14 protein-coding genes and 2 tRNA genes are annotated in these 20,332 nt (G+C 44.4%); 8 read left to right on the top strand and 8 right to left on the bottom strand.

Annotation, left to right across the window (positions count from 1 at the left end):
• Window positions 1-66 precede the first annotated feature (66 nt).
• From ACQKCG_RS01060 to exaC, 5 genes are all read right to left on the bottom strand, one after another.
• The gene (locus ACQKCG_RS01060; protein ID WP_101206324.1) at window positions 67-1,707 is read right to left on the bottom strand and encodes an ABC transporter substrate-binding protein; all 1,641 of its coding nucleotides are present in this window, start codon (window positions 1,705-1,707) and stop codon (window positions 67-69) included.
• A 459-nt stretch (window positions 1,708-2,166) separates the two neighbouring features.
• Window positions 2,167-3,795, bottom strand: a complete 1,629-nt coding sequence (locus tag ACQKCG_RS01055) for a GMC family oxidoreductase (RefSeq protein WP_101206325.1) — start codon at window positions 3,793-3,795, stop codon at window positions 2,167-2,169.
• 190 nt (window positions 3,796-3,985) lie between these two features.
• On the bottom strand, window positions 3,986-4,312 hold the full coding sequence (locus ACQKCG_RS01050; RefSeq protein WP_101206326.1) for a DUF779 domain-containing protein: 327 nt from the start codon (window positions 4,310-4,312) through the stop codon (window positions 3,986-3,988).
• A 200-nt stretch (window positions 4,313-4,512) separates the two neighbouring features.
• Complete coding sequence (adhP, locus tag ACQKCG_RS01045) at window positions 4,513-5,541, bottom strand: alcohol dehydrogenase AdhP (RefSeq protein WP_178379299.1); 1,029 nt, start codon at window positions 5,539-5,541, stop codon at window positions 4,513-4,515.
• Between the two features lie 236 nt (window positions 5,542-5,777).
• Window positions 5,778-7,304 carry an acetaldehyde dehydrogenase ExaC gene (gene exaC / locus ACQKCG_RS01040; RefSeq protein ID WP_101206327.1) on the bottom strand — a complete coding sequence of 509 codons (1,527 nt, stop codon included), beginning with the start codon at window positions 7,302-7,304 and terminating at the stop codon, window positions 5,778-5,780.
• A 507-nt stretch (window positions 7,305-7,811) separates the two neighbouring features.
• On the opposite strand from exaC, the gene ACQKCG_RS01035 reads away from it, so the two are divergent.
• The 3 genes from ACQKCG_RS01035 to ACQKCG_RS01025 all read left to right on the top strand — a co-directional run bounded on the left by ACQKCG_RS01035 (window position 7,812) and on the right by ACQKCG_RS01025 (window position 11,234).
• Window positions 7,812-9,758 (top strand): AAA family ATPase, encoded by a 1,947-nt coding sequence (locus ACQKCG_RS01035; protein ID WP_101206328.1) that lies wholly within the window; start codon window positions 7,812-7,814, stop codon window positions 9,756-9,758.
• 144 nt (window positions 9,759-9,902) lie between these two features.
• Entirely contained in the window at window positions 9,903-11,051 is a 1,149-nt protein-coding gene (locus tag ACQKCG_RS01030; RefSeq protein ID WP_101206329.1) for a type I glyceraldehyde-3-phosphate dehydrogenase, read from the top strand.
• 92 nt (window positions 11,052-11,143) lie between these two features.
• Window positions 11,144-11,234: transfer RNA gene (locus ACQKCG_RS01025), tRNA-Ser, on the top strand.
• Between the two features lie 111 nt (window positions 11,235-11,345).
• Here ACQKCG_RS01025 and ACQKCG_RS01020 read toward each other — a convergent pair.
• The 3 genes from ACQKCG_RS01020 to ACQKCG_RS01010 all read right to left on the bottom strand — a co-directional run bounded on the left by ACQKCG_RS01020 (window position 11,346) and on the right by ACQKCG_RS01010 (window position 12,977).
• The gene (locus ACQKCG_RS01020) at window positions 11,346-12,077 is read right to left on the bottom strand and encodes a hypothetical protein (protein ID WP_101206330.1); all 732 of its coding nucleotides are present in this window, start codon (window positions 12,075-12,077) and stop codon (window positions 11,346-11,348) included.
• Window positions 12,078-12,381: 304 nt separating this feature from the next.
• The gene (locus ACQKCG_RS01015; protein WP_057761113.1) at window positions 12,382-12,711 is read right to left on the bottom strand and encodes a hypothetical protein; all 330 of its coding nucleotides are present in this window, start codon (window positions 12,709-12,711) and stop codon (window positions 12,382-12,384) included.
• A gap of 190 nt (window positions 12,712-12,901) precedes the next feature.
• Window positions 12,902-12,977, bottom strand: a tRNA-Asn gene (locus tag ACQKCG_RS01010).
• A gap of 486 nt (window positions 12,978-13,463) precedes the next feature.
• Here ACQKCG_RS01010 and ACQKCG_RS01005 point away from each other — a divergent pair.
• The 5 genes from ACQKCG_RS01005 to betT all read left to right on the top strand — a co-directional run bounded on the left by ACQKCG_RS01005 (window position 13,464) and on the right by betT (window position 20,185).
• Window positions 13,464-13,808, top strand: coding sequence for a DMT family transporter (locus ACQKCG_RS01005; protein ID WP_101206331.1), 345 nt, complete (start codon window positions 13,464-13,466; stop codon window positions 13,806-13,808).
• Between the two features lies 1 nt (window position 13,809).
• On the top strand, window positions 13,810-14,379 hold the full coding sequence (locus tag ACQKCG_RS01000; RefSeq protein WP_220456015.1) for a TetR/AcrR family transcriptional regulator: 570 nt from the start codon (window positions 13,810-13,812) through the stop codon (window positions 14,377-14,379).
• 147 nt (window positions 14,380-14,526) lie between these two features.
• Complete coding sequence (betB, locus tag ACQKCG_RS00995; RefSeq protein WP_101206333.1) at window positions 14,527-16,029, top strand: betaine-aldehyde dehydrogenase; 1,503 nt, start codon at window positions 14,527-14,529, stop codon at window positions 16,027-16,029.
• A 118-nt stretch (window positions 16,030-16,147) separates the two neighbouring features.
• Window positions 16,148-17,848, top strand: coding sequence for a choline dehydrogenase (gene betA / locus ACQKCG_RS00990; protein ID WP_101206334.1), 1,701 nt, complete (start codon window positions 16,148-16,150; stop codon window positions 17,846-17,848).
• Between the two features lie 291 nt (window positions 17,849-18,139).
• Window positions 18,140-20,185, top strand: coding sequence for a choline BCCT transporter BetT (gene betT / locus ACQKCG_RS00985; RefSeq protein WP_101206335.1), 2,046 nt, complete (start codon window positions 18,140-18,142; stop codon window positions 20,183-20,185).
• Window positions 20,186-20,332: the final 147 nt, after the last annotated feature.

Below are 20,332 nucleotides of genomic sequence, written 5' to 3'. Positions count from 1 at the left end.
CCGCACTTATATGAATGAATAAAATGAATAAATTGCTTATGTTGTAACGGAATTAATCAGTCAAGGTTATTCAACTTTTACACCATCGAAGCGTATTGAGCCAAGTGGGCTGATTTTATAATCGACCACATTTGGTGCGGTGAATACCGTCACTACCGAATGCGCCATTGTCGTCCAAGGAAGCTGCTCTTTGAATATCTGCTGAGCTTGCTCGTATTCACTGACACGCTCATCTTGATTGTTAATCTGACGGGCGTTGGTCACCAAATTATCGAAGTCTTTGTTACACCAGCGCGAGTAGTTATTGCCACCGACTGCGTCACAAGACAGTAATGAGCCAAGCCAGTTGTCTGGATCACCATTATCGCCAGTCCAGCCGGCTAGAATGACATCAGGCTCGCCTTTAGCAGCGCGTTTTAGGTACTCGCCCCACTCATAAGTCACAAGCTTGGTATCGACGCCAATCTTCGCCCAATCTGCTTGTAGCATTTCAGCCATTAGCTTGGCATTTGGGTTGTACGGACGCTGAACTGGCATATACCATAGATTGATAGAAAGATTATCCGCGCCAGCTTCTTTGATTAGTGCTTTTGCTTTTTCGACGTCGTAAGGCGCATCTTTAAGTGACTCATCATAGCCCCACTGCGTTGGCGGCATTGGATTGGTTGCCTTGAGGCCTTCGCTCTGATAAACCGCATTGATAATAGCGTCTTTGTTGATCGCCATATCTAATGCTTGACGCACTTTAAGATCGCTCAGTTGAGGTTTTTCTACGTTATAACCGACATAGCCGACGTTGAAGCCAGGCTGATCGAGAACAGTGGCTTTACCTGATTTTTTGACAGATTCGATTTCGGCAGGTTTTGGATAAGCGGACACATGACATTCGCCAGCTTGCACTTTCTGTGCACGAACTGCCGAGTCTTTAGTGATGACAAACACTAGGTTGTCGATATAGATGTCGTCTTTATTCCAATAGTCTGGGTTTTTGGTATAACGAATTTGCGCGTCTTTTTGATATGAGGTAAAGACGAAAGGTCCAGTACCGACTGGCTTAGTATTGATATCAGCAGCATTGCCAGAGGCTAGCAATTGATCTGCGTACTCAGCAGAACCAATATAAGCAAAAGGCATCGCTAGGTTCTGTAGGAACGGCGCATTGGTTTCGCTAAGGGTAATTTTTACCGTATAGTCGTCAACCTTTTCGATATTAGAGATAATATCAGGTAGCCCCATGCCGACCGAATATGGGAATTCAGCAGGATAAGCTTTGTTAAATTCAAAGTCTGGGTCAGTGATACGTTCTAGCGTAAAGACAATGTCATCTGCGTTGAAATCGCGAGTTGGAGTAAAGTAGTCAGTTGTACCGAATTTAACCCCTTTGCGTAGATTAAAGGTATAAGTCTTGCCGTCTTCGCTAATCTCCCAGCTCTCAGCTAACCCTGGTTGAATCTCAGTCTCCGCTCTTTTGAATTCTACCAAGCCATTGTAAATAGGGAAGGCACTCGCATCAAAATCCGTACCAGAAGTATATTGCGCTGGATCGAATCCAGCAGGGCTACCTTCTGAGCAATATAGCAATGTTTTGGCAGCTTTAGCGTCTGAGCTAGCAGCAGAGTCGTCAGTAGTTTTGTTGTCTCCACTACAGGCGCTGATACCTAAGACAAACGTCGCCAACATCGTAAGTTTGAAGAGTGATTTTTGCATTATTACATCCTATGTAATGGTAGGTAGGTACTCATGTATCCATATGTTCGTACTCGATTATGAATACGATGAGAAAGCGTTTAGTGACCTCTAAAGCATCTATCTATAAAATGTTTCATATATACAAAATAAAACATATTAAAGGTTGTTATAACTTTAAATTATATAGATGGAAACTAAAAATATAAACAAGTCGTTCGAATATACTCTCTTAATCTGTGGTAATGCAAGCTATAAATAGACTAATTTTGATAAAAAGTGCACGGTTTTGCCGTATTTAGCATCAATAAGATATTAAATACTAAATTCTATGGCTTTATGTTTGTTAATTTTCAATAGCAAAGAGACATACCTTTAAATTGCTAGCCAGTTACAATTTTACTAATTGTAAACAATTAGAAATGATAAAGTTATGTCTCTTTAAAGCAATCAGCTATAAGCAGTTTGCCTAATACAGCATCAAATAGGGCCATGATTCGCCTTAATGAGATCGGCCATTTTTTCGGCAATCATAATAGTTGGCGCATTGGTATTGGCGCTAATAAGCGTTGGCATCACTGAAGCGTCAATGACTCGTAATCTGCTCACACCTCGTACCTTCAATTCCAAATCGACCACAGAGCTGTCATCTGAGCCCATGCGGCAAGTACCTACTGGATGATAGATGGTATCTGACTTATTTCTGATATAGCCGAGCATGCCGTCTTTTTCGAGGTAAGGGGCAGGGTAGTCTTCAGTAATGTACTTAGCGAGTGCAGACTCTTGCATGATGGCGCGAGTACGCTCGGCACCGGCAACCATATACTCTACATCTTTTGGATGCGACAGATAGTTTGGATCGATCAAGACAGCATCGGAGGGGTCGGCTGAGTCCAGTCGTACAGTGCCTCGACTTTCAGGCCGTAAGTAGCAACTGTGACAAGAGACAGCAAATCCGCGTCTGAGATCGCGACCGTGCTCTATCACGCGCGAGATGACAAAGTGCAGCTGTGTATTTGGCCACTCCTTTGGGTCATCACCGACGCTAAAGAACGCACCTGCTTCTGCATAGTTGGTAGACAGCAGCCCTGTACCGTCTTTTCTCCACTGCCGAATGCTTTTGGTCAATGTCGAAATCGATGCCATGCCAATACCGATGACGTCAGTAGTATTGACCTCGTAATCAAAGACGACGTCTAAGTGATCCTGCAAATTACCACCGACTTCAGGTGCATCTACTACCACATCGATACCATGAGACTGCAAATGCTCTGCAGGGCCAATACCTGAGAGCATCAGGACTTTGGGCGAACCAAATGCGCCACCTGATAGTAGGACTTCATGACGCGCCGTGACAGTATGTTCGACACCGTCTTTTTCGTAGACGACGCCTGTCGCTTGATTGTCTTCGATAATGACGCGGTTAGCCTGCGCATGAGTGATGACAGTTAGGTTGGAGCGGTTTTGGACAGGATGTAGATAGGCGGCCGCGGCAGAGCAGCGTTGGCCTTGTTTTTCACCATGGAAATGAGTGACTTGATACAATCCTGTACCGTCTTGCTTTTCGCTATTAAAGTCAGGGTTATGATCTAGGCCATTGGCAATCGCAGCTTCTACGAATGCTTTGGAGATGTCTCGTGGACTGAGTAGGTCGCTAACATGCAGCGGCCCGCTATCACCATGTAGCTTATCGCTACCACGAATATTATTTTCAGCTTTGATAAAGTAAGGCAATACATCGTCAAATCCCCAGCCAGTACAGCCTTGCTCTACCCAGCGCTCATAATCTAGCTTACTACCGCGCGTATAGATCATGGCATTGATTGCTGATGATCCGCCTAGACATTGTCCACGCGGCTGAAAACCTTTACGATTATTAAGGTGCTCTTGCGGGGTGGTGTGAAAGCACCAATTGTTCAATTTCAGCGGTTTGCCAGGAACCATCAGAATCAGTCCAGCAGGCACGCGTACTGCTAGATCTTTGCCATCACCGCCGTACTCTAATAAGCAGACACTGATATCTGGGTTTTCAGTGAGACGGCTGGCGAGCACGCAACCCGCCGAACCTCCGCCGACGATGACATAGTCAAATGTTGTGTCAAATTCCATTTCATATTCCTTATAGCATCCATGCTAATTAAAATAGGGTACGCTTTACAGTAACTATTATTCTGCTGAAATAATAAAATAAAAATGACTCTGCGGTATCTGTTTGCGTCAATATCGTAGGACCAGCTAAGACTGTTATATTCGGTACATCGTCTGGAATTAATGCTACTTAATGTTGCGTCAAACGTCCTTATATCGCACAGATTTCTGAGCGTACGATAAAGCGTTTGCCTTCAGGGATTTCTAACGAAAAACTCGCACCGCGCCCATTGACGACATCAATGGTGAGATCCGTATGTTGCCATAGATTGTACTGTGCCTTACCCATATAAAATGGACAGCCAGCAAGCTCACCAACCAACACATCCTGACCACCCACTTTGAACTCTCCTAATGGATAGCACATGGGCGAGCTACCGTCACAGCAGCCACCTGATTGATGAAACATCAGCTCACCGTGCTTAGATTTCAATAGCTCAATTAACGCTTTACAAGATTCTGTTGCTGCCAGTTTCATATCGTACTCCTTCTTATGGCCCATCCATGGTTTATATAATTGCTCTCTAGTATCAGTATGCCACAGTCAAATCAAAAAGGTCGCATCATCTTCAGACACATCACAACTGGCATATGACTAAAAAGATACGACCTTCGGCTGATAATTGACAGTTGGAATAACTACGTAATAAGCTTATAACACTGTCATTTTACTATCCGTTATTGATTATAGTCGATGACGATACGACCTTCGATTTTGCCATTACGCATCCGCTCAAAAATATCATTGATGTTCTCTAACGGCTCAGCTTTGACGGTCGCTTTGACTTTGCCAGCCGCTGCCATATCTAGCGACTCTTGTAAGTCAAGACGTGTGCCAACGATAGAGCCGCGTATGGTGATACCATTGAGTACAGTATCAAAGATTGACACCGGGAAGTCGCCAGTGGGGAGCCCGTTACATACTAAAGTACCACCGCGACGTAACATGCTTAAGGCTTGATCAAAAGCTTTTGATGATACTGCAGTGACTAACACGCCATGAGCGCCACCGATTTTTTCTTGTAGCAACTCGCCTGGGTCTGTATTTTTGGCATTTACCGTCACTGTTGCCCCCAGCTTTTTGGCGAATTCAAGTTTTTCGTCATCAATATCAACAGCAGCAACATTGAGCCCCATGGCAATGGCATACTGTACAGCCATGTGACCAAGGCCGCCGATACCTGAAATAACAACCCAGTCGCCTGGCTTGGTGTCGGTCATTTTAAGACCTTTATATACCGTGACGCCCGCACATAAAACAGGGGCAATCTCAATGGAGTCGACACTCTCAGGAATAATGCCAACATAGTTGGCATCTGCAAGGACGTATTCTGCAAAGCTACCGTTCACTGAGTAACCAGAGTTTTCTTGCTTTTTACATAAGGTTTCCCAGCCACCCAAGCAATGCGTACAGTGACCACAAGCAGAGTATAGCCATGGCACACCAACGCGATCACCTGCTTTGACATGAGTTACGCCGTCACCGACCGCCGTGATCACGCCAACACCTTCATGACCTGGGATAAATGGCGGGCTTGGCTTAACAGGCCAGTCCCCCTCAACCGCATGCAAATCAGTATGACAGACGCCTGAGGCGTGCATTTTGACAACTATTTGCCCAGCACCTGCGGTTGGAATGTCGACTTCTTCGATTTTTAAGTCTTGACCGAACTCATGTAATACAGCGGCTTTCATTTTGTTAGTCATAATAAGCTCTCTTTTATGGGTGATTGATAAATGTTGATATAAAAAGTTGTTGCGATATTGCATTCAAAATATGCAAACACCTTATTTTGAACGCAAGACTGCTACAAATTTTTCCTGCTGTGCGCCTAAGCGCATTAGAGGATATAAAAATTCGTCTCAGTTTTTTATTTAGATCGTTGTAGCGAGCGGGCTATGTAACACTTGTGATAACCCGCTCCATGATTAGCAATGATGGTTTAGAAGAAGCCCATTTTTTTCTGACTGTACGACACCAGCATGTTTTTGGTTTGCTGATAGTGGTCGAGCATCATTAAATGGTTTTCACGTCCGATACCAGATTGTTTGTAACCACCGAACGCCGAATGTGATGGATAAATATGATAGCAGTTGGTCCATACGCGGCCTGCTTGGATACCACGTCCGAAGCGATATGCCTTGTGTACACTACGGGTCCATACACCAGCGCCTAAACCATACAAGGTGTCATTGGCAATCTGCATGGCTTCGTCATCGTCTTTAAAAGTAGTCACGGCAAGGACAGGTCCAAAGATCTCTTCTTGGAACACGCGCATGTCGTTGGTGCCCTCAAAGATCGTTGGCTTGACGTAGTAACCATCTGCTAAGTCGCCATCGTGTTTGGCTTGTTCTCCGCCGACGAGCACTTTTGCGCCTTCTTTTTTACCGATGTCGAGATAAGATAAAATTTTCTCTAGTTGGTCTGAGCTGGCTTGCGCGCCAATCATGGTGTCGGTATCGAGTGGGTTGCCCATTTTGATGGCCTCGACACGGGCGATACAGCGTTTGATAAACTCATCATAGATGCTCTCATGAACGAGTGCCCGCGATGGACAGGTGCAGATTTCACCTTGGTTCAGTGCAAACATCACTAGACCTTCGACCGCTTTGTCCAAGAAGTCATCGTCCTCATCCATAACATCGGCAAAGAAGATGTTAGGGCTTTTGCCACCAAGCTCTAACGTCACTGGAATGATGTTTTCGCTCGCGTACTGCATAATGAGGCGGCCAGTGGTAGTCTCACCTGTAAAGGCAACTTTATTGATGCGAGGGTTTGAGGCAAGTGGCTTACCCGCTTCGACCCCAAAGCCATTGACGACGTTTAGCACGCCCTTTGGCAAAATGTCAGCGATACCGATGGTCTCTAACATGAACAGAATAGAAACTGGCGTTTGTTCGGCTGGCTTTAGAACGACACAGTTACCAGCAGCAAGGGCAGGTGCTAGCTTCCAAACGGCCATTAGGATAGGAAAGTTCCAAGGAATGATTTGACCGACGACACCAAGTGGCTCATGAAAATGATAAGCCACAGTGTCTTCGTCAATCTGACTGATACCGCCTTCTTGTGCGCGAATGGCGCTGGCAAAATAACGGAAGTGATCAATGGCTAGAGGGATGTCGGCTGCGAGTGTCTCACGAACAGGTTTGCCGTTTTCGTAACATTCGGCAATCGCAATCGCTTCTAGGTTGGCTTCCATGCTGTCAGCAATTTTGAGTAACAAGTTGGCACGTTCAGTAACACTGGTCTTACCCCAAGCATCTTTGGCAGCATGCGCCGCGTCTAGGGCTTTTTCGATATCGGCTTCTTTTGAGCGGGCTACTTGGCAAATAGTTTTACCATCGATGGGGCTTGTGTTATCAAAATACTCTCCATCGATAGGAGCGGTCCACTCACCATTAATAAAGTTATCGTATTTTTCGCGGAACTGAACAGGGCTACCTTCCGTATTGGGATTTGCATACAGCATGAAACACTCCTTGTTGTGTTGTTTGTTTTATCGGATAATACAAGCGCAATTTTATCTATCCTAATATCTGTTATCGCAAAACAATATCAGTTGATGTTGTGATTGATTAACATCAATTGCTCTCTGTACACGTTTCATACTACTCGGCTTCTGCTGATAATCATACTAAAATTTTATAATGACTGATGAGTTAACACATAACAGGAAGTTTGCTTTAATGGCCATGATTTTATTGCTGTAAAGCCTAGAATGCATAGGCTTGGTATTTATGATCAAAGCAGATACTTTACGGAAAAAATTAAAAGATAAGCTATTGATTTTTTGCATTTATAAAAAATAAAGCATTTTTTATCTATATTCTATTGACAATTGTTTATTTTATTGTCGATACCTCAAGGTTGCACAGCCCGCAAATTTTAGGTGATTTTAGGCAAATGTTGCGTTTTTTTCCATTATGATGATGGTTTTATTATTCTCTTTTTTCACATTACTGGCTGGTTTGAATCTATGCGTCAATCTTCTGCTCTCGATATCTTAAAAACAGGTCAAAATGTCTTTTTAACGGGCTCAGCAGGCTCAGGTAAGACCTATACGCTCAATCAATATATTGATTATCTACGCGCTCGCCGTGTGCCTGTTGCGGTGACTGCCAGTACCGGTATTGCTGCCACACACATGAACGGCACAACGATTCATAGTTGGTCGGGTATTGGTATCAAGGATGAGCTGTCTGATCGAGATTTGACAAATTTATCACGCAAGCAGTTCTTAGCAGACAGACTAAAAGACACGGCTGTGTTGGTCATCGATGAGATATCAATGCTACATGCCAAACAGCTTAACTTGGTCAGCCAAGTCCTCAAGCATGTCCGCAAAAATAACAAAGCCTTTGGTGGTATACAAGTCGTTGTCGCAGGGGACTTTTTTCAGCTGCCGCCCATCGGTAGCAAGGGCGAGAGCAATCGTGAAAAATTTGCCTTTATGTCTGAGGCGTGGCTCGATGCCAAGTTCCATATTTGCTATCTGTCAGAGCAGCATAGACAAGTCAGTGACGCGGCGAATGGCGGGCTTGATCTAGATGATATTCTCAATCAAATCCGCCGTCAGGAAGTAACCTTTGAGGCGATTGCCGCTTTAGAAGCGACTTATGACCAAAGTGTCGATATCAAGCGTACGCGTCTGTATACCCACAATCTCAACGTCAATAAAATCAATGACAAAGAACTGGCGTCTCTAGATGGCGAGATGATGCGTTTTGAGGCGACGGCGACAGGCGATAGTAAGCTGGTTGAGACGCTAAAAAAGACCGTGCGTACCCAAGACGAGCTGATTCTAAAAGTCGGTGCCAAGGTAATGTTTATCAAAAACAACGCTGAGCTTGGTGTCTCTAACGGAACGATGGGCGAGTTAATTGGGTTTGCTGCTGTCAAAGTGGATGACAGTAAAGACAGCAGTGAGGCATTGATCGAAAATAACATTGATGCGGACCGTGAAGATACTGACGAAACCACGGATAAACAGACGACCAAGGGTAAAAAAAGCGCTGCTAAAAAAGAAGCCGATAAGCCAAAAGCAAAGAAAGCGGCGACGCAAAAAATGCCTGTGGTTAGACTAAACTCCGGACGTGAAGTCATCGCTGAACCTGAAGAATGGATCATCGAAGATGAAACGGGCGATGTGCTGGCAAGTTATTTACAAGTACCGCTCTGTCTAGCATGGGCAATCACCATTCATAAATCGCAAGGCATGACCCTTGACGCGGCTGAGATTGATTTATCGCGTACCTTTGAGCTTGGGCAAGGCTATGTGGCCTTGTCACGTCTCAAGTCGCTGGCAGGATTGCAGCTGCTGGGTATGAATGACATGAGCTTGCAACTTGATCCATTAGCACGCGGCGCAGACAAGCGATTTTTGGTGCTGTCTGACGAAGCTGATGCCAACTATGCCATGCTCGATGAAGAAAGCATGCAGCAGGCACATGAGAAGTTTGTCTTAAAGTCAGGTGGTACGCTCAGTCAATCCGTGATTGATGCCTATGCCGCGCTGCAAAAAAAGCGCCGCGAACAGCAGCAAGCGCAAATAGATAAAAAGCAAAAACAGGGCAATCAGGTCTCTGATAAGTCAGAAAGCACCTTGAGTGCAACCCGAGTGTTATTGGAGGAGAGTTTGACCATTGCGGAGATTTCAGAAGCACGTCAATTGTCACAATCGACCATCATGCGCCATATCGGTGAGCTAAAATCACAAGATCCGAGTCTTGCCTGCGATCATCTGCGTCCAGATGATGAGGTGATGACAGCCGTAGGTAATGCCTATGTCGCCATTAAAGTCGCCAATAATCCAAATGACTTCAATGATGACGGTAGCATCAAGCTGCGTCCGATATATGATCATCTCAAGCAAAGCATTGACTTCAATACCATTCGCCTCGCATTGATTTTTATCACCCCATAGTTTTGCTGCCTATAACTTTGTTACCTTTATTTTTATAGGCTTTATTTTTGCTATTTCTTAATATTCAGCAATCATTAGCGCACTCAACGTGATAACGCTCAGTTTTTACCCTCATTTATAGCGATACCCTTTATGTCCAATGTTATGCCTGATTTTTCGAGCGCTACTTATCAATTGACCTCTGACCCGATAGCGGCGACGTTCCGTACTACTGGTGAGCATACACAGCCACTTAGAGTCGCTATCAATGGCTTTGGTCGTATAGGGCGCAATGTACTTCGCGCTTTGCTAGAGCGCTTTGAAGTGTTAGGCCGTGCGATTCATGTGGTGGCAATTAATGACTTAGCGCCAGCGGATATCTTGCTGCATTTATTAAAGTTTGATAGCACCCATGGCCGCCTCAGTCGATTAGGGGTAAATGCTGAAATTGTAGAGAGTGAGTCAGGTGATACAAGCAAGACTGAGCTCTGTCTGACTAAGAATAATCTAACTTACTGTATCAATATGCTATCAGAGCCTGATCCCAAAAATTTACCTTGGCAGGCGCTGGGTGTTGATGTGGTTTTAGAATGTACAGGGCATTTTCGCTCGTATGAGCAGGCGACGCTACATATTGATGCTGGCGCGCAGCAAGTAATTATCGGTGCCGCGCCATTTGATGATGTGGATGCCTGTATCGTGATGGGCGTGAATACCGATGCGCTCACGCTTGAGCTACCGATTATCTCTAGTGTTTCTTGCACCACGCAGGCATTGGTACCGTTGATTGATACGCTAGATAAGGCGTTTGGTGTGCAGTCCGCCATGATGACAGAGATTCATGCAGTTACTGCTGATCAGACAGTGCTAGATCAAGCACATCGAGATCCAAGACGGGCGCGCGCTTCTGGCTATAATATCATTCCAACGACATCTAGTAGTATCGCTGCGACAGAGCGGGTGCTACCAGCAATGGTCGGCAAAATAAACGGACATTCGATACGGGTGCCCACTATCGACGTGGCTGCGATTGATGTCACCTTTGTATTTGATACGCCAGATGTCGATGTCGAGACAGTTCGAGAAGTACTCAAATCTGCCAGTCAGGCGCATCTGCATGACATCATGGCTTATACCGATGAGCCATTGGTATCTAGTGATTTTATCCATCAGACTGAGTCGCTTATCATTGATGGGCAACAACTTATGCAAGTAGGCGGTCAATATAAGGTTTTTGCATGGTACGATAATGAATGGGGCTATGCCAATAGGCTGCTCGATATGTGCTTACATCTGGCCTCAAGCAAGCGATAATGCATCAATTTACAAGTATTCGAAAATTAATTGAATTTTTTTAGTTTAGGGGCTTGCATTATAAAATGATATCTATATAATGATGCACCAATGGAGACGTGGCAGAGCGGTTGAATGCACCGGTCTTGAAAACCGACAAGGGTTAATAGCCCTTCGAGAGTTCGAATCTCTCCGTCTCCGCCAAATTCGAAAAAGCCCCAATCAGCAATGATTGGGGCTTTTTTTTATGGTATCGATAAAAGTATTAAATAATACCTTCTACTTCTATAAAAACCTCAATAGTAAGTTATACAGCTACTTCACCAGTGAGTTTTCAAATTCGATTGTCTGTTCGTCTGCTAAGGTAAGCGTACCTTTATTAATCTCGATAGTGATGCCACTAGCATTTTTGATAGCGCGCATGACATTGATATCCTCAATGCTGCTTTCAATAATGATCTTGCCAGACTGCTCTGGTGCGATAGGTGGATCAAAGGCTGTCAATGGCACATTAAAGTTTTTGCCCTTTGTCAGGTTGGCATCCTTCATGGTCAGCGTCCCTTTAAAACTTTTTATCGCGCCTTTGCCATGATTAGATAGCATAAACTGCATTTTGACTTGATTTAAGCTATCGCTATCACTGGTTTTCACAGGGAGCAGGGCGACAGGGTACATCTGTGCGGTAGCATTAGTCGCCTGACCTTTGACAATTGGGCTTTTCTTGCCCGTTGGGTTGTTTGGATGCAGACGCTCGTATTCACGCTGTTGTATTAGCGCCTGCTTAATAGTGGTGCGCGGCATGGCTCCTGATTCATAAGCGTCGCTCAATTTCATGCGCAGCATATATCTGCTGAGTACTTGTTGATCGGCCTCAGACAACTGTTCAAAAGTTTGCCCTAACTTTTTTTGCCATTGGTCAGAATCTGTCGGTATGGTTGTTTTACTTGGATCAGTCTGCGGCGATGAGCAGCCAGTTGCAATCACTAGCATTGCTACCGTCATGGTTGAAAACAAAGTTTTGTTGAAACGCTGATGTAAGCCCGTCATCGTACCCCTCCTTGCAGATCTTTATTATGTTAAAACCCTATAAATAGTCACGACTATATCCTTAATATACCTTGTTTAAACATCTGTTGTGTTTAATTATGGCTAACTACAGTCGCAAATATATCGGAGTACTTAAAAACATGTTTACTATAAATCAGATGCAAGAAGGGCGTAACAAGAGGAGAGTTAGAGAAAGATCAGTAATGCTTTAACTTTTATAACAGCCACAAAAAAGACCAAGCTCGCGTTAGCAAACTTGGTCTATTTTATTTTAATATTATCTAGCAGCGTTACTATTAATTGTTTAATCGTTGTCTTGCAGCTCAGATAGCGGATGAGTGATGTTGTTATTATGCGTTACTACAATCGCTTCATCAATAATATGTTGGCTAACGCCGCGCTTACGTAGCGTTTCGATGAATACTTCATCATGGGCAAGCGTATAATCCTGATGGTCACGATCTAAGCCCTGACGAATATAAAGACGAATCAGCCCTTGAATGCGCTTAAAGCCCAAGTCTGATGACGTCGTTTCTAATAGACCAATCATTTCTTCAGACAAACGAATACTAATCGGGCGCATGATCTTTTGCGGATGATCAGAAAACTTATTTTTTATACGTACAGGTATCATAATAAACCATTACTTTTAGTGAGTAAGAGCGAAGCACTCAAACAAAAACGAACCCAATCAAAACTAATCTTACCATACAACAAAAATGTCTAAAAGAACACCACAGCCGTGCTAATATTATTAGAAGTAAATATAAAAGACACAGCAATAAAAAAACCTCCATCAAATTATGATGAAGGTTTTTAGTATATGGCTCTCCAACCTGGGCTCGAACCAGGGACACACGGATTAACAGTCCGTTGCTCTACCAACTGAGCTATTGGAGAATAGCTGGTCATAACAGTAAGTTATTGATGCTTTATATTAAAGCAGTTAATTAGCTTGTTTGCGTTATGTGGGGCACATTTTAGCCAAGTCACTACAGGCTGTCAACCTTATTATGCGTTTAATTATAAATATTATCGCAATTATTGAAAATTAACGCCAATCCCTTATCAGATAGGCTATTTCAAGGCAGCACTCAGTAGAAAATGACGATAAATGTGCTTTAGAAATAAAAAATATTTTTAGAAACTTTTATATGGCACATAGGATAAACGATAAGAATATAGAGCCAGACGTCGATTCGGCAAAGTAAAATTGGATTTGATGCCTTGTATTTTTAAATATAAAGGTGGTGCGATACCGTTTGACACAATAAAGTTGCAAGACAGTCCTTCACATTGGCAGTAGAGTTCTATAAAATACCGACCATGTGGTTTCTTTGCTATGTTTTTCATAGCATGCGTTGAACAAAGGCGGGTGTTCTAAAGATGAGTCCTACTACTATTGCTTATGGTTACTTAGCCATTGCCATCATTTGTGAAGTGATCGGCACTACTTTTTTGATGAAGTCAGAGCAGTTCACCCGTTTGGTGCCAACTTTGATGATGGGCGCGCTCTATGCGGTTTCATTTTATCTAATGGCTCAGACGCTTAAGACCATACCGCTAGGTATTGCGTACGCGCTGTGGGGCGGACTCGGAATCGTACTGACATCACTCGTTGGTGTGGTGCTATTCAAGCAAAATCTTGATACAGCAGCAGTGGTCGGTATCGCGATGATCGTCGGCGGTGTTGTTGTGATGAACTTATTGTCTAATTCTGTGGTGCATTGATATGGAAAATGCTTATAAGCGTAAAAAACAGCCAGAAGTCATTCGTCGTGCGTTGTTAGATCAAGCAGCACGTATCACATTGGAGCAGGGCTTATCTAAAGTGACTTTTCAGGCGGTCGCTGATGCGGTTGGGGTGACAAAGGGTGGTGTGATGCATCATTTTTCTACCAAAAACGCACTCGTGCTAGAAGTCTTCAATGATGCAATGGCTAAGTTTGAGGCAGAAGTAAACGCAGCAATGGCTGACGATCCTGTTAAGTACGGTTCATTTACCCGCGCTTACATAGACGCCACCATCAGTCTCGGCGAGCAAGGGCAGGAAGAGTACGATAACCAAGCGACCTTATATGTGCTGATGCTAGGTGATAGTGAGCTGCGTGAGTTGTGGGCTAAGTGGGCGAACGAGCAACTCAAAAAACATGCAGCAACGGATAATACCGAGACATTATGTATGGTTCGCCTTGTCGCTGACGGTATTTGGCTCTCAGACTTTTCAGGTATCGATATCGCAGACAAACAGTCATTACGTGATCGCCTGATAAAAATGACGCAACAAGACTTTGATTCATAAAATGACGCTGTTTTATAAAATAATTTTTATTTCACTATTTAAAGACTAAATTTCTTAAAGACTAAATTTCGAAACTTAACTAACGACGACATTATATGGTAAGAGCCTATTTATAGCTGATTTTGCCAATCGTCCTGAGGAGAATTTATGACTGATATTAATAATTTGACAGATATTATCGATTTAGACCAAGTACAAACAGCTTATATCAACGGTCGCTATCTAGCGGTTGATGAATCGCTAACGACTTTTGAAGATATCAATCCAGCCACTGGTGAAGTATTGGCAACGATTCAGCAAACCAGCAATGAGCAAATTGACGAGGCCGTAAAAGCCGCACATAAAGGTCAAAAAGTTTGGGCGGCGATGACAGCGGTCGAGCGTGGTCGCATTTTATCAAAGGCTGTTGAGATATTGCGCGATCGCAATGATGTATTGGCACTACTTGAGACCAAAGACACAGGTAAAGCTTACTCTGAAACTAAGTACGTCGATATCGTTACTGGTGCTGACGTCGTTGAATACTATGCAGGTCTGGCACCGATGATTGAAGGACGTCAGATTCCATTGCGTGATACTAGCTTTGTCTATACTCGCCGCGAGCCTCTTGGCGTGGTCGCAGGTATTGGCGCGTGGAACTATCCTATTCAAATCGCGATGTGGAAAGCGGCACCTGCACTGGCTGCTGGTAATGCGATGATTTTTAAACCATCAGAAGTGACGCCATTGACGGCACTAAAACTGGCAGAAATATTGACCGAAGCTGGATTGCCAGATGGTGTGTTTAACGTCGTACAAGGTAACTATGAAGTGGGTCAAGCGCTAACCGATCACCCAGATATCGCAAAAGTATCGTTCACGGGTGGCGTACCGACTGGTAAAAAAGTCATGTCGAATGCAGCAAGCTCATCTCTAAAAGACGTAACTTTAGAGCTTGGTGGTAAATCACCTTTAATCATATTTGATGACGCAGATATCGATACCGCTGCTGACATCGCTATGATGGCCAACTTCTACAGTACGGGTCAGGTATGTACCAATGGCACACGCGTATTCATCCCTAAAGCGTTACAAGCTAAGTTTGAGCAAGCGATCTTAACTTGTGTTGAGCGTATTAAGCTAGGCGACCCTATGGATGAGAACATCAATATGGGTCCACTGGTTAGCTTCCCGCACATGGAGCGTGTGCTTGGCTATATCGAGCAAGGTAAAAAAGGCGGCGCACGTCTGCTAACAGGTGGCGAGCGCGTTACAACGAATGAGCTTGCCAACGGCGCATTTGTCGCACCGACAGTATTCACTGATTGCACGGATGATATGACTATCGTACGCGAAGAAATCTTTGGCCCAGTGATGTCGATATTGACTTACGAGACCGAAGAAGAAGTTATTCGCCGTGCCAATGATACCGATTACGGCTTGGCAGCTGGGGTTGTGACTGCAGATTTAAAACGCGCGCATCGTGTCATCGCTCAGATCGAAGCTGGCATCTGCTGGTTGAATACGTGGGGCGAGTCGGCAGCACAAATGCCAGTAGGCGGCTATAAGCATTCTGGTATCGGCCGCGAAAACGGTATCGAAGCGCTCGAACACTATACTCAGACCAAATCTATCCAAGTAGAGTTGGGTGCGTTTGAATCTGTCTTTTAATCAATCTTATTGAGAAAAACGAAGCCAGTAAGGTTTCTTATTAGCTTTAATTTAGCCTTTTTAGTAGACCTTACTGACCTTAAACGATGTATGTTTTTTCAATATTATGGAGTATGTTATGACATCAACCACACCTGAGTATGACTATATTATTGTTGGGGCAGGCTCAGCAGGAAATGTGCTGGCTACGCGTCTGACCGAAGATGCCAATATTAAGGTATTGCTGTTAGAAGCAGGTCGTCCAGATTATCGTTTTGACTTCCGTACCCAAATGCCAGCTGCGCTTGCCATGCCGCTACAAGGGACGACTTATAACTGGGGTTATAAGACAGATCCTGAGCCATATATGAATAACCGTGTCATGGACTGCGGTCGTGGCAAAGGGCTAGGTGGCTCATCATTGATTAACGGTATGTGCTACATCCGTGGTAATGCGCTAGATTTTGATGATTGGTCTAAAATAAAAGGCCTGTCAGACTGGACGTATTCGGATTGCTTACCGTACTTCAAAAAGCTAGAAAACTGTGACGCTGGCGAAAATGACTATCATGGCGTGGGCGGTCCTGTTGAAATGACCACCTCAAAGCCAGGGGTTAATCCACTGTTCCAAGCTATGATTGAGGCGGGCGTGCAAGCGGGTTATCCATGTACCGAAGATCTAAACGGCTATCAGCAAGAAGGTTTTGGTCCGATGGATCGATTCGTGACGCCTAACGGTCGCCGTGCATCAACGGCTCGCGGCTATCTTGACCGTGCCAAACCGCGTAGCAACATTACGATTTTGACAGGTGCATTGACTGACGTAATTTTATTTGACGGCAAGCGCGCTGTCGGTGTCAAAGTCGAACACGAAGGCCAGACCAAAAATTTCCATGCCGCTCGTGAAGTGATTGTCTCATCTGGTGCGATTGCCTCACCACAACTGCTACAGCGTTCAGGTATCGGTCCTGGTCAGTGGTTAAAAGATGCTGGCGTGACTGAAATATTGGATCTGCCAGGTGTCGGTAATAACTTACAAGACCATCTAGAGCTATATATGCAGTATGAATGCAAACTGCCAGTGTCAATTGCGCCTGCCAATAAATGGTGGAATAAGCCTGCGATTGGTGCGGAATGGTTGTTCAATGGCACAGGTCTTGGTGCGTCTAACCAATTCGAAGGTGGCGGGTTCATCCGTACGGATGAGAAGTTTACCCATCCAAATATTCAGTATCATTTCTTGCCACTAGCCGTACGCTACGATGGCCGCAGTGCTGTGAAATCACACAGCTTCCAAGCACACGTCGGCTCACTGCGCTCACCGAGCCGTGGCCGCGTCAAGCTAAAATCACGTGATCCGAAAGCACATCCAAGTATCTTATTTAACTACATGTCGCATGATCAAGACTGGCAAGAGTTCCGTGCTGCAATGCGTATCACGCGTGAGATCATGCATCAGCCAGCGCTTGACCCTTATCGTGGTCGCGCGATTGCACCGACCGATGATTTGGTCACCGACGCCCAGTTAGATGAATACGTACGCAATCATAGTGAGACGGCTTATCATCCATCTTGTACTTGTGCGATGGGTGAAGATAATGATTCGGTGGTAAACGGCGAAGGTCTGGTACATGGTATTGATGGCTTGCGAGTCGTCGATGCGTCTATCATGCCAAACATTATTAGTGGTAATCTCAATGCTACAACTATTATGTTGGCCGAAAAAATCGTCGACAAGATGAGAGGCGTACAGCTGCCACGTTCAACGGCAGATTATTATGTGGCCAATGGTGCACCGCTGCGCTCAGAGCCAATGCGCGATTATCTCTCGACGGTGTAGGCTGCGATATAAGCCTGCATACAGGTTACTGAATAAATAACGATATGAGAAAATTTTAACCAAAAGGCCTTTCCAAGTAGAGGCCTTTTCTATCAGCGCTAACGTATTAGAATAATGAATACCGTTCAGGTTGAATTTGTTTATAATTTTATTAGCTTTTTATTTATTGGTACTGCTTTGTCCGTCATGCGATTGGTTCTACGTATACGGTTATAGATCATCAGTCTACTATTAGACGATGCCGGACAAAGCAATATCGGACCCTGTTTAATTTATATATTGAGGTCTTTTATGTACAGTTCGCCATCACAAGATGTGACGAAACCTCTGACCCTAAACAAAACCGTGTTTATGGGCTCAGCTATTATTTCTATTTTATTGATAATCTGGACCATCGTTTTTCCAAATTATAGTGAGGCCTTGTTGAGCGCAAGCATGACTTGGGTATCAGACAAGTTTGGCTGGTATTATATGTTGGTGGTTGCCGCTTATAGTATTTTTGCGTTGTTTGTTGGTTTTTCTAAGTACGGTGATATAAAGCTTGGTCAAGACCACGAAAAAGCACAATTTCCGTTTTTAGCGTGGGCGGCCATGCTGTTCTCAGCGGGTATTGGTATTGACCTGTTGTTCTTTGGTGCCTCTGAGCCTTTGATGCATTATTTGACCCCGCATACAGGCTTAGAGCCTGCTAGTGCTGAGGCCATGCGCGAAGCACTTGCTCAGACTTTCTTGCATTGGGGTCTACACGGGTGGGGTATTTATGCACTAATCGGTATGGCGCTGGCTTACTTTGCTTATCGCAAAAACATGCCACTCGCGTTACGCTCGCCGTTGACACCGATATTTGGTGAACGTTTAATCAAAGGTTGGTTAGGCGATGGTATTGATACCTTCGGTGTCGTCTGTACGTTGATGGGTATTGCAACCAGTTTAGGTATTGGGGTATTGCAGGCCAATGCTGGCTTGACCCATGTGTTCGGTATCGAATCTAGCAAAACGGTTCAGGCGCTCATCATCGTAGGTGTTGTCGCGGCTGCTGCTATCTCTGCGATGACAGGTGTCGAAAAAGGCGTTCGTCGTCTATCTGAATTCAACATGCTGTCGTCAATACTCTTGTTGCTTGCCATATTGGTAATGGGCAATACGGTGTATCTATTAAATACCTTTACTCAAAATATCGGTCAATATTTCCAAACCATCATTTATAAAACCTTTGACGTTTATGCTTATGACGGTGCTGCTGGTGCCGAGTGGAAATCTTGGTGGACGATATTTTTCTGGGCATGGTGGGTTGCTTGGGCACCGTTTGTCGGTCTGTTTATCGCGCGTATTAGCCGTGGCCGTACTCTACGTGAGTTTGTATTTGGTGTGATGTTTATTCCGCTTGGTTTTATCTTCGCATGGTTCTCTATCTTTGGTAATTCAGCGATAGATTTGGTTGCCAATGGCGCAACAGAGCTTGGCGAAATCGCGGTCAATGATGCGGCAATGGGCATGTTTGCGCTGTTTGAGTACTTCCCTTACAGTGAGGTATTGTCATTTGCTGGTGTGGTTATTGGTCTTATTTTCTTTGTGACTTCTGCTGACTCAGGCGCGTTAGTACTAGCGAACCTGAGCTCAAGAGGTATGACCAATGATACCGATGCTCCTGTTTGGTTACGTCTGTTTTGGGCAGCAGCGACTGGTCTTATTACGTTAGGACTGTTATTTGCAGGTGGCTTTGCCTCATTGCAATCTGTTTCTGTTATTGCAGGTTTGCCATTCTCTATTATTCTTGTGCTCTACATGATGTCTATGTGGAAGTCGCTAAAAGAAGAAGGCAACAAGCGTAAAGCTAGTACAATCGGCACGGCAAATGTGTTGGACAGTGGGAAGAGCTGGAAAGCGCGCTTGCAACGTATTGTGAGTTTCCCAGGACATGCACAGGTTGAAAAATTCTTGCATACGGTCGTGATGCCAGCGATGTCTGAGGTCGAAAAAGAATTTAAAGCAGGTGGTCTCAAAACCTCGTTAGATACCAAAAACCTTGCCAGTATCGGTGAAGGTATCGATGCAGGCATGGACCAAGATAGTGGTCAGGTAGACGGTCTAAAACTGCGTGTCGGTCACGGCGATGAAGATGACTTTATTTATGAAGTCAATTTGATTAAAGCTCATCGTCCTAACTTTACATTGAGCACATCTACCAAGCACGCAGAGTACTACTACCGTGCGGAAGTTTTCTTAAGTGAAGGCTCGCAGGAGTATGACTTGGTTGGCTACTCAAAAGAGCAGGTATTGGTTGATATCCTAAATCAGTACGAACGTCACTTGCAGTATCTGCATTTAGAGCGTTAATCAGGCAAACTTTTTAAGTAAAACTATCAGTAAAAATATCCCCATAAGTTGAACGCAGCTTATGGGTTTTTTTATGACTAACTATTTATAAATAACTGTCATTTAAGTTGAAGATATATCCCAAATAAGTGGCAAACAAGCGCCGCA

The sequence above is a fragment of the Psychrobacter sp. NPDC078929 genome (genome assembly GCF_050267985.1).
Taxonomy (GTDB): domain Bacteria; phylum Pseudomonadota; class Gammaproteobacteria; order Pseudomonadales; family Moraxellaceae; genus Psychrobacter.
This window is presented reverse-complemented; position numbering and strand designations above follow the sequence as displayed.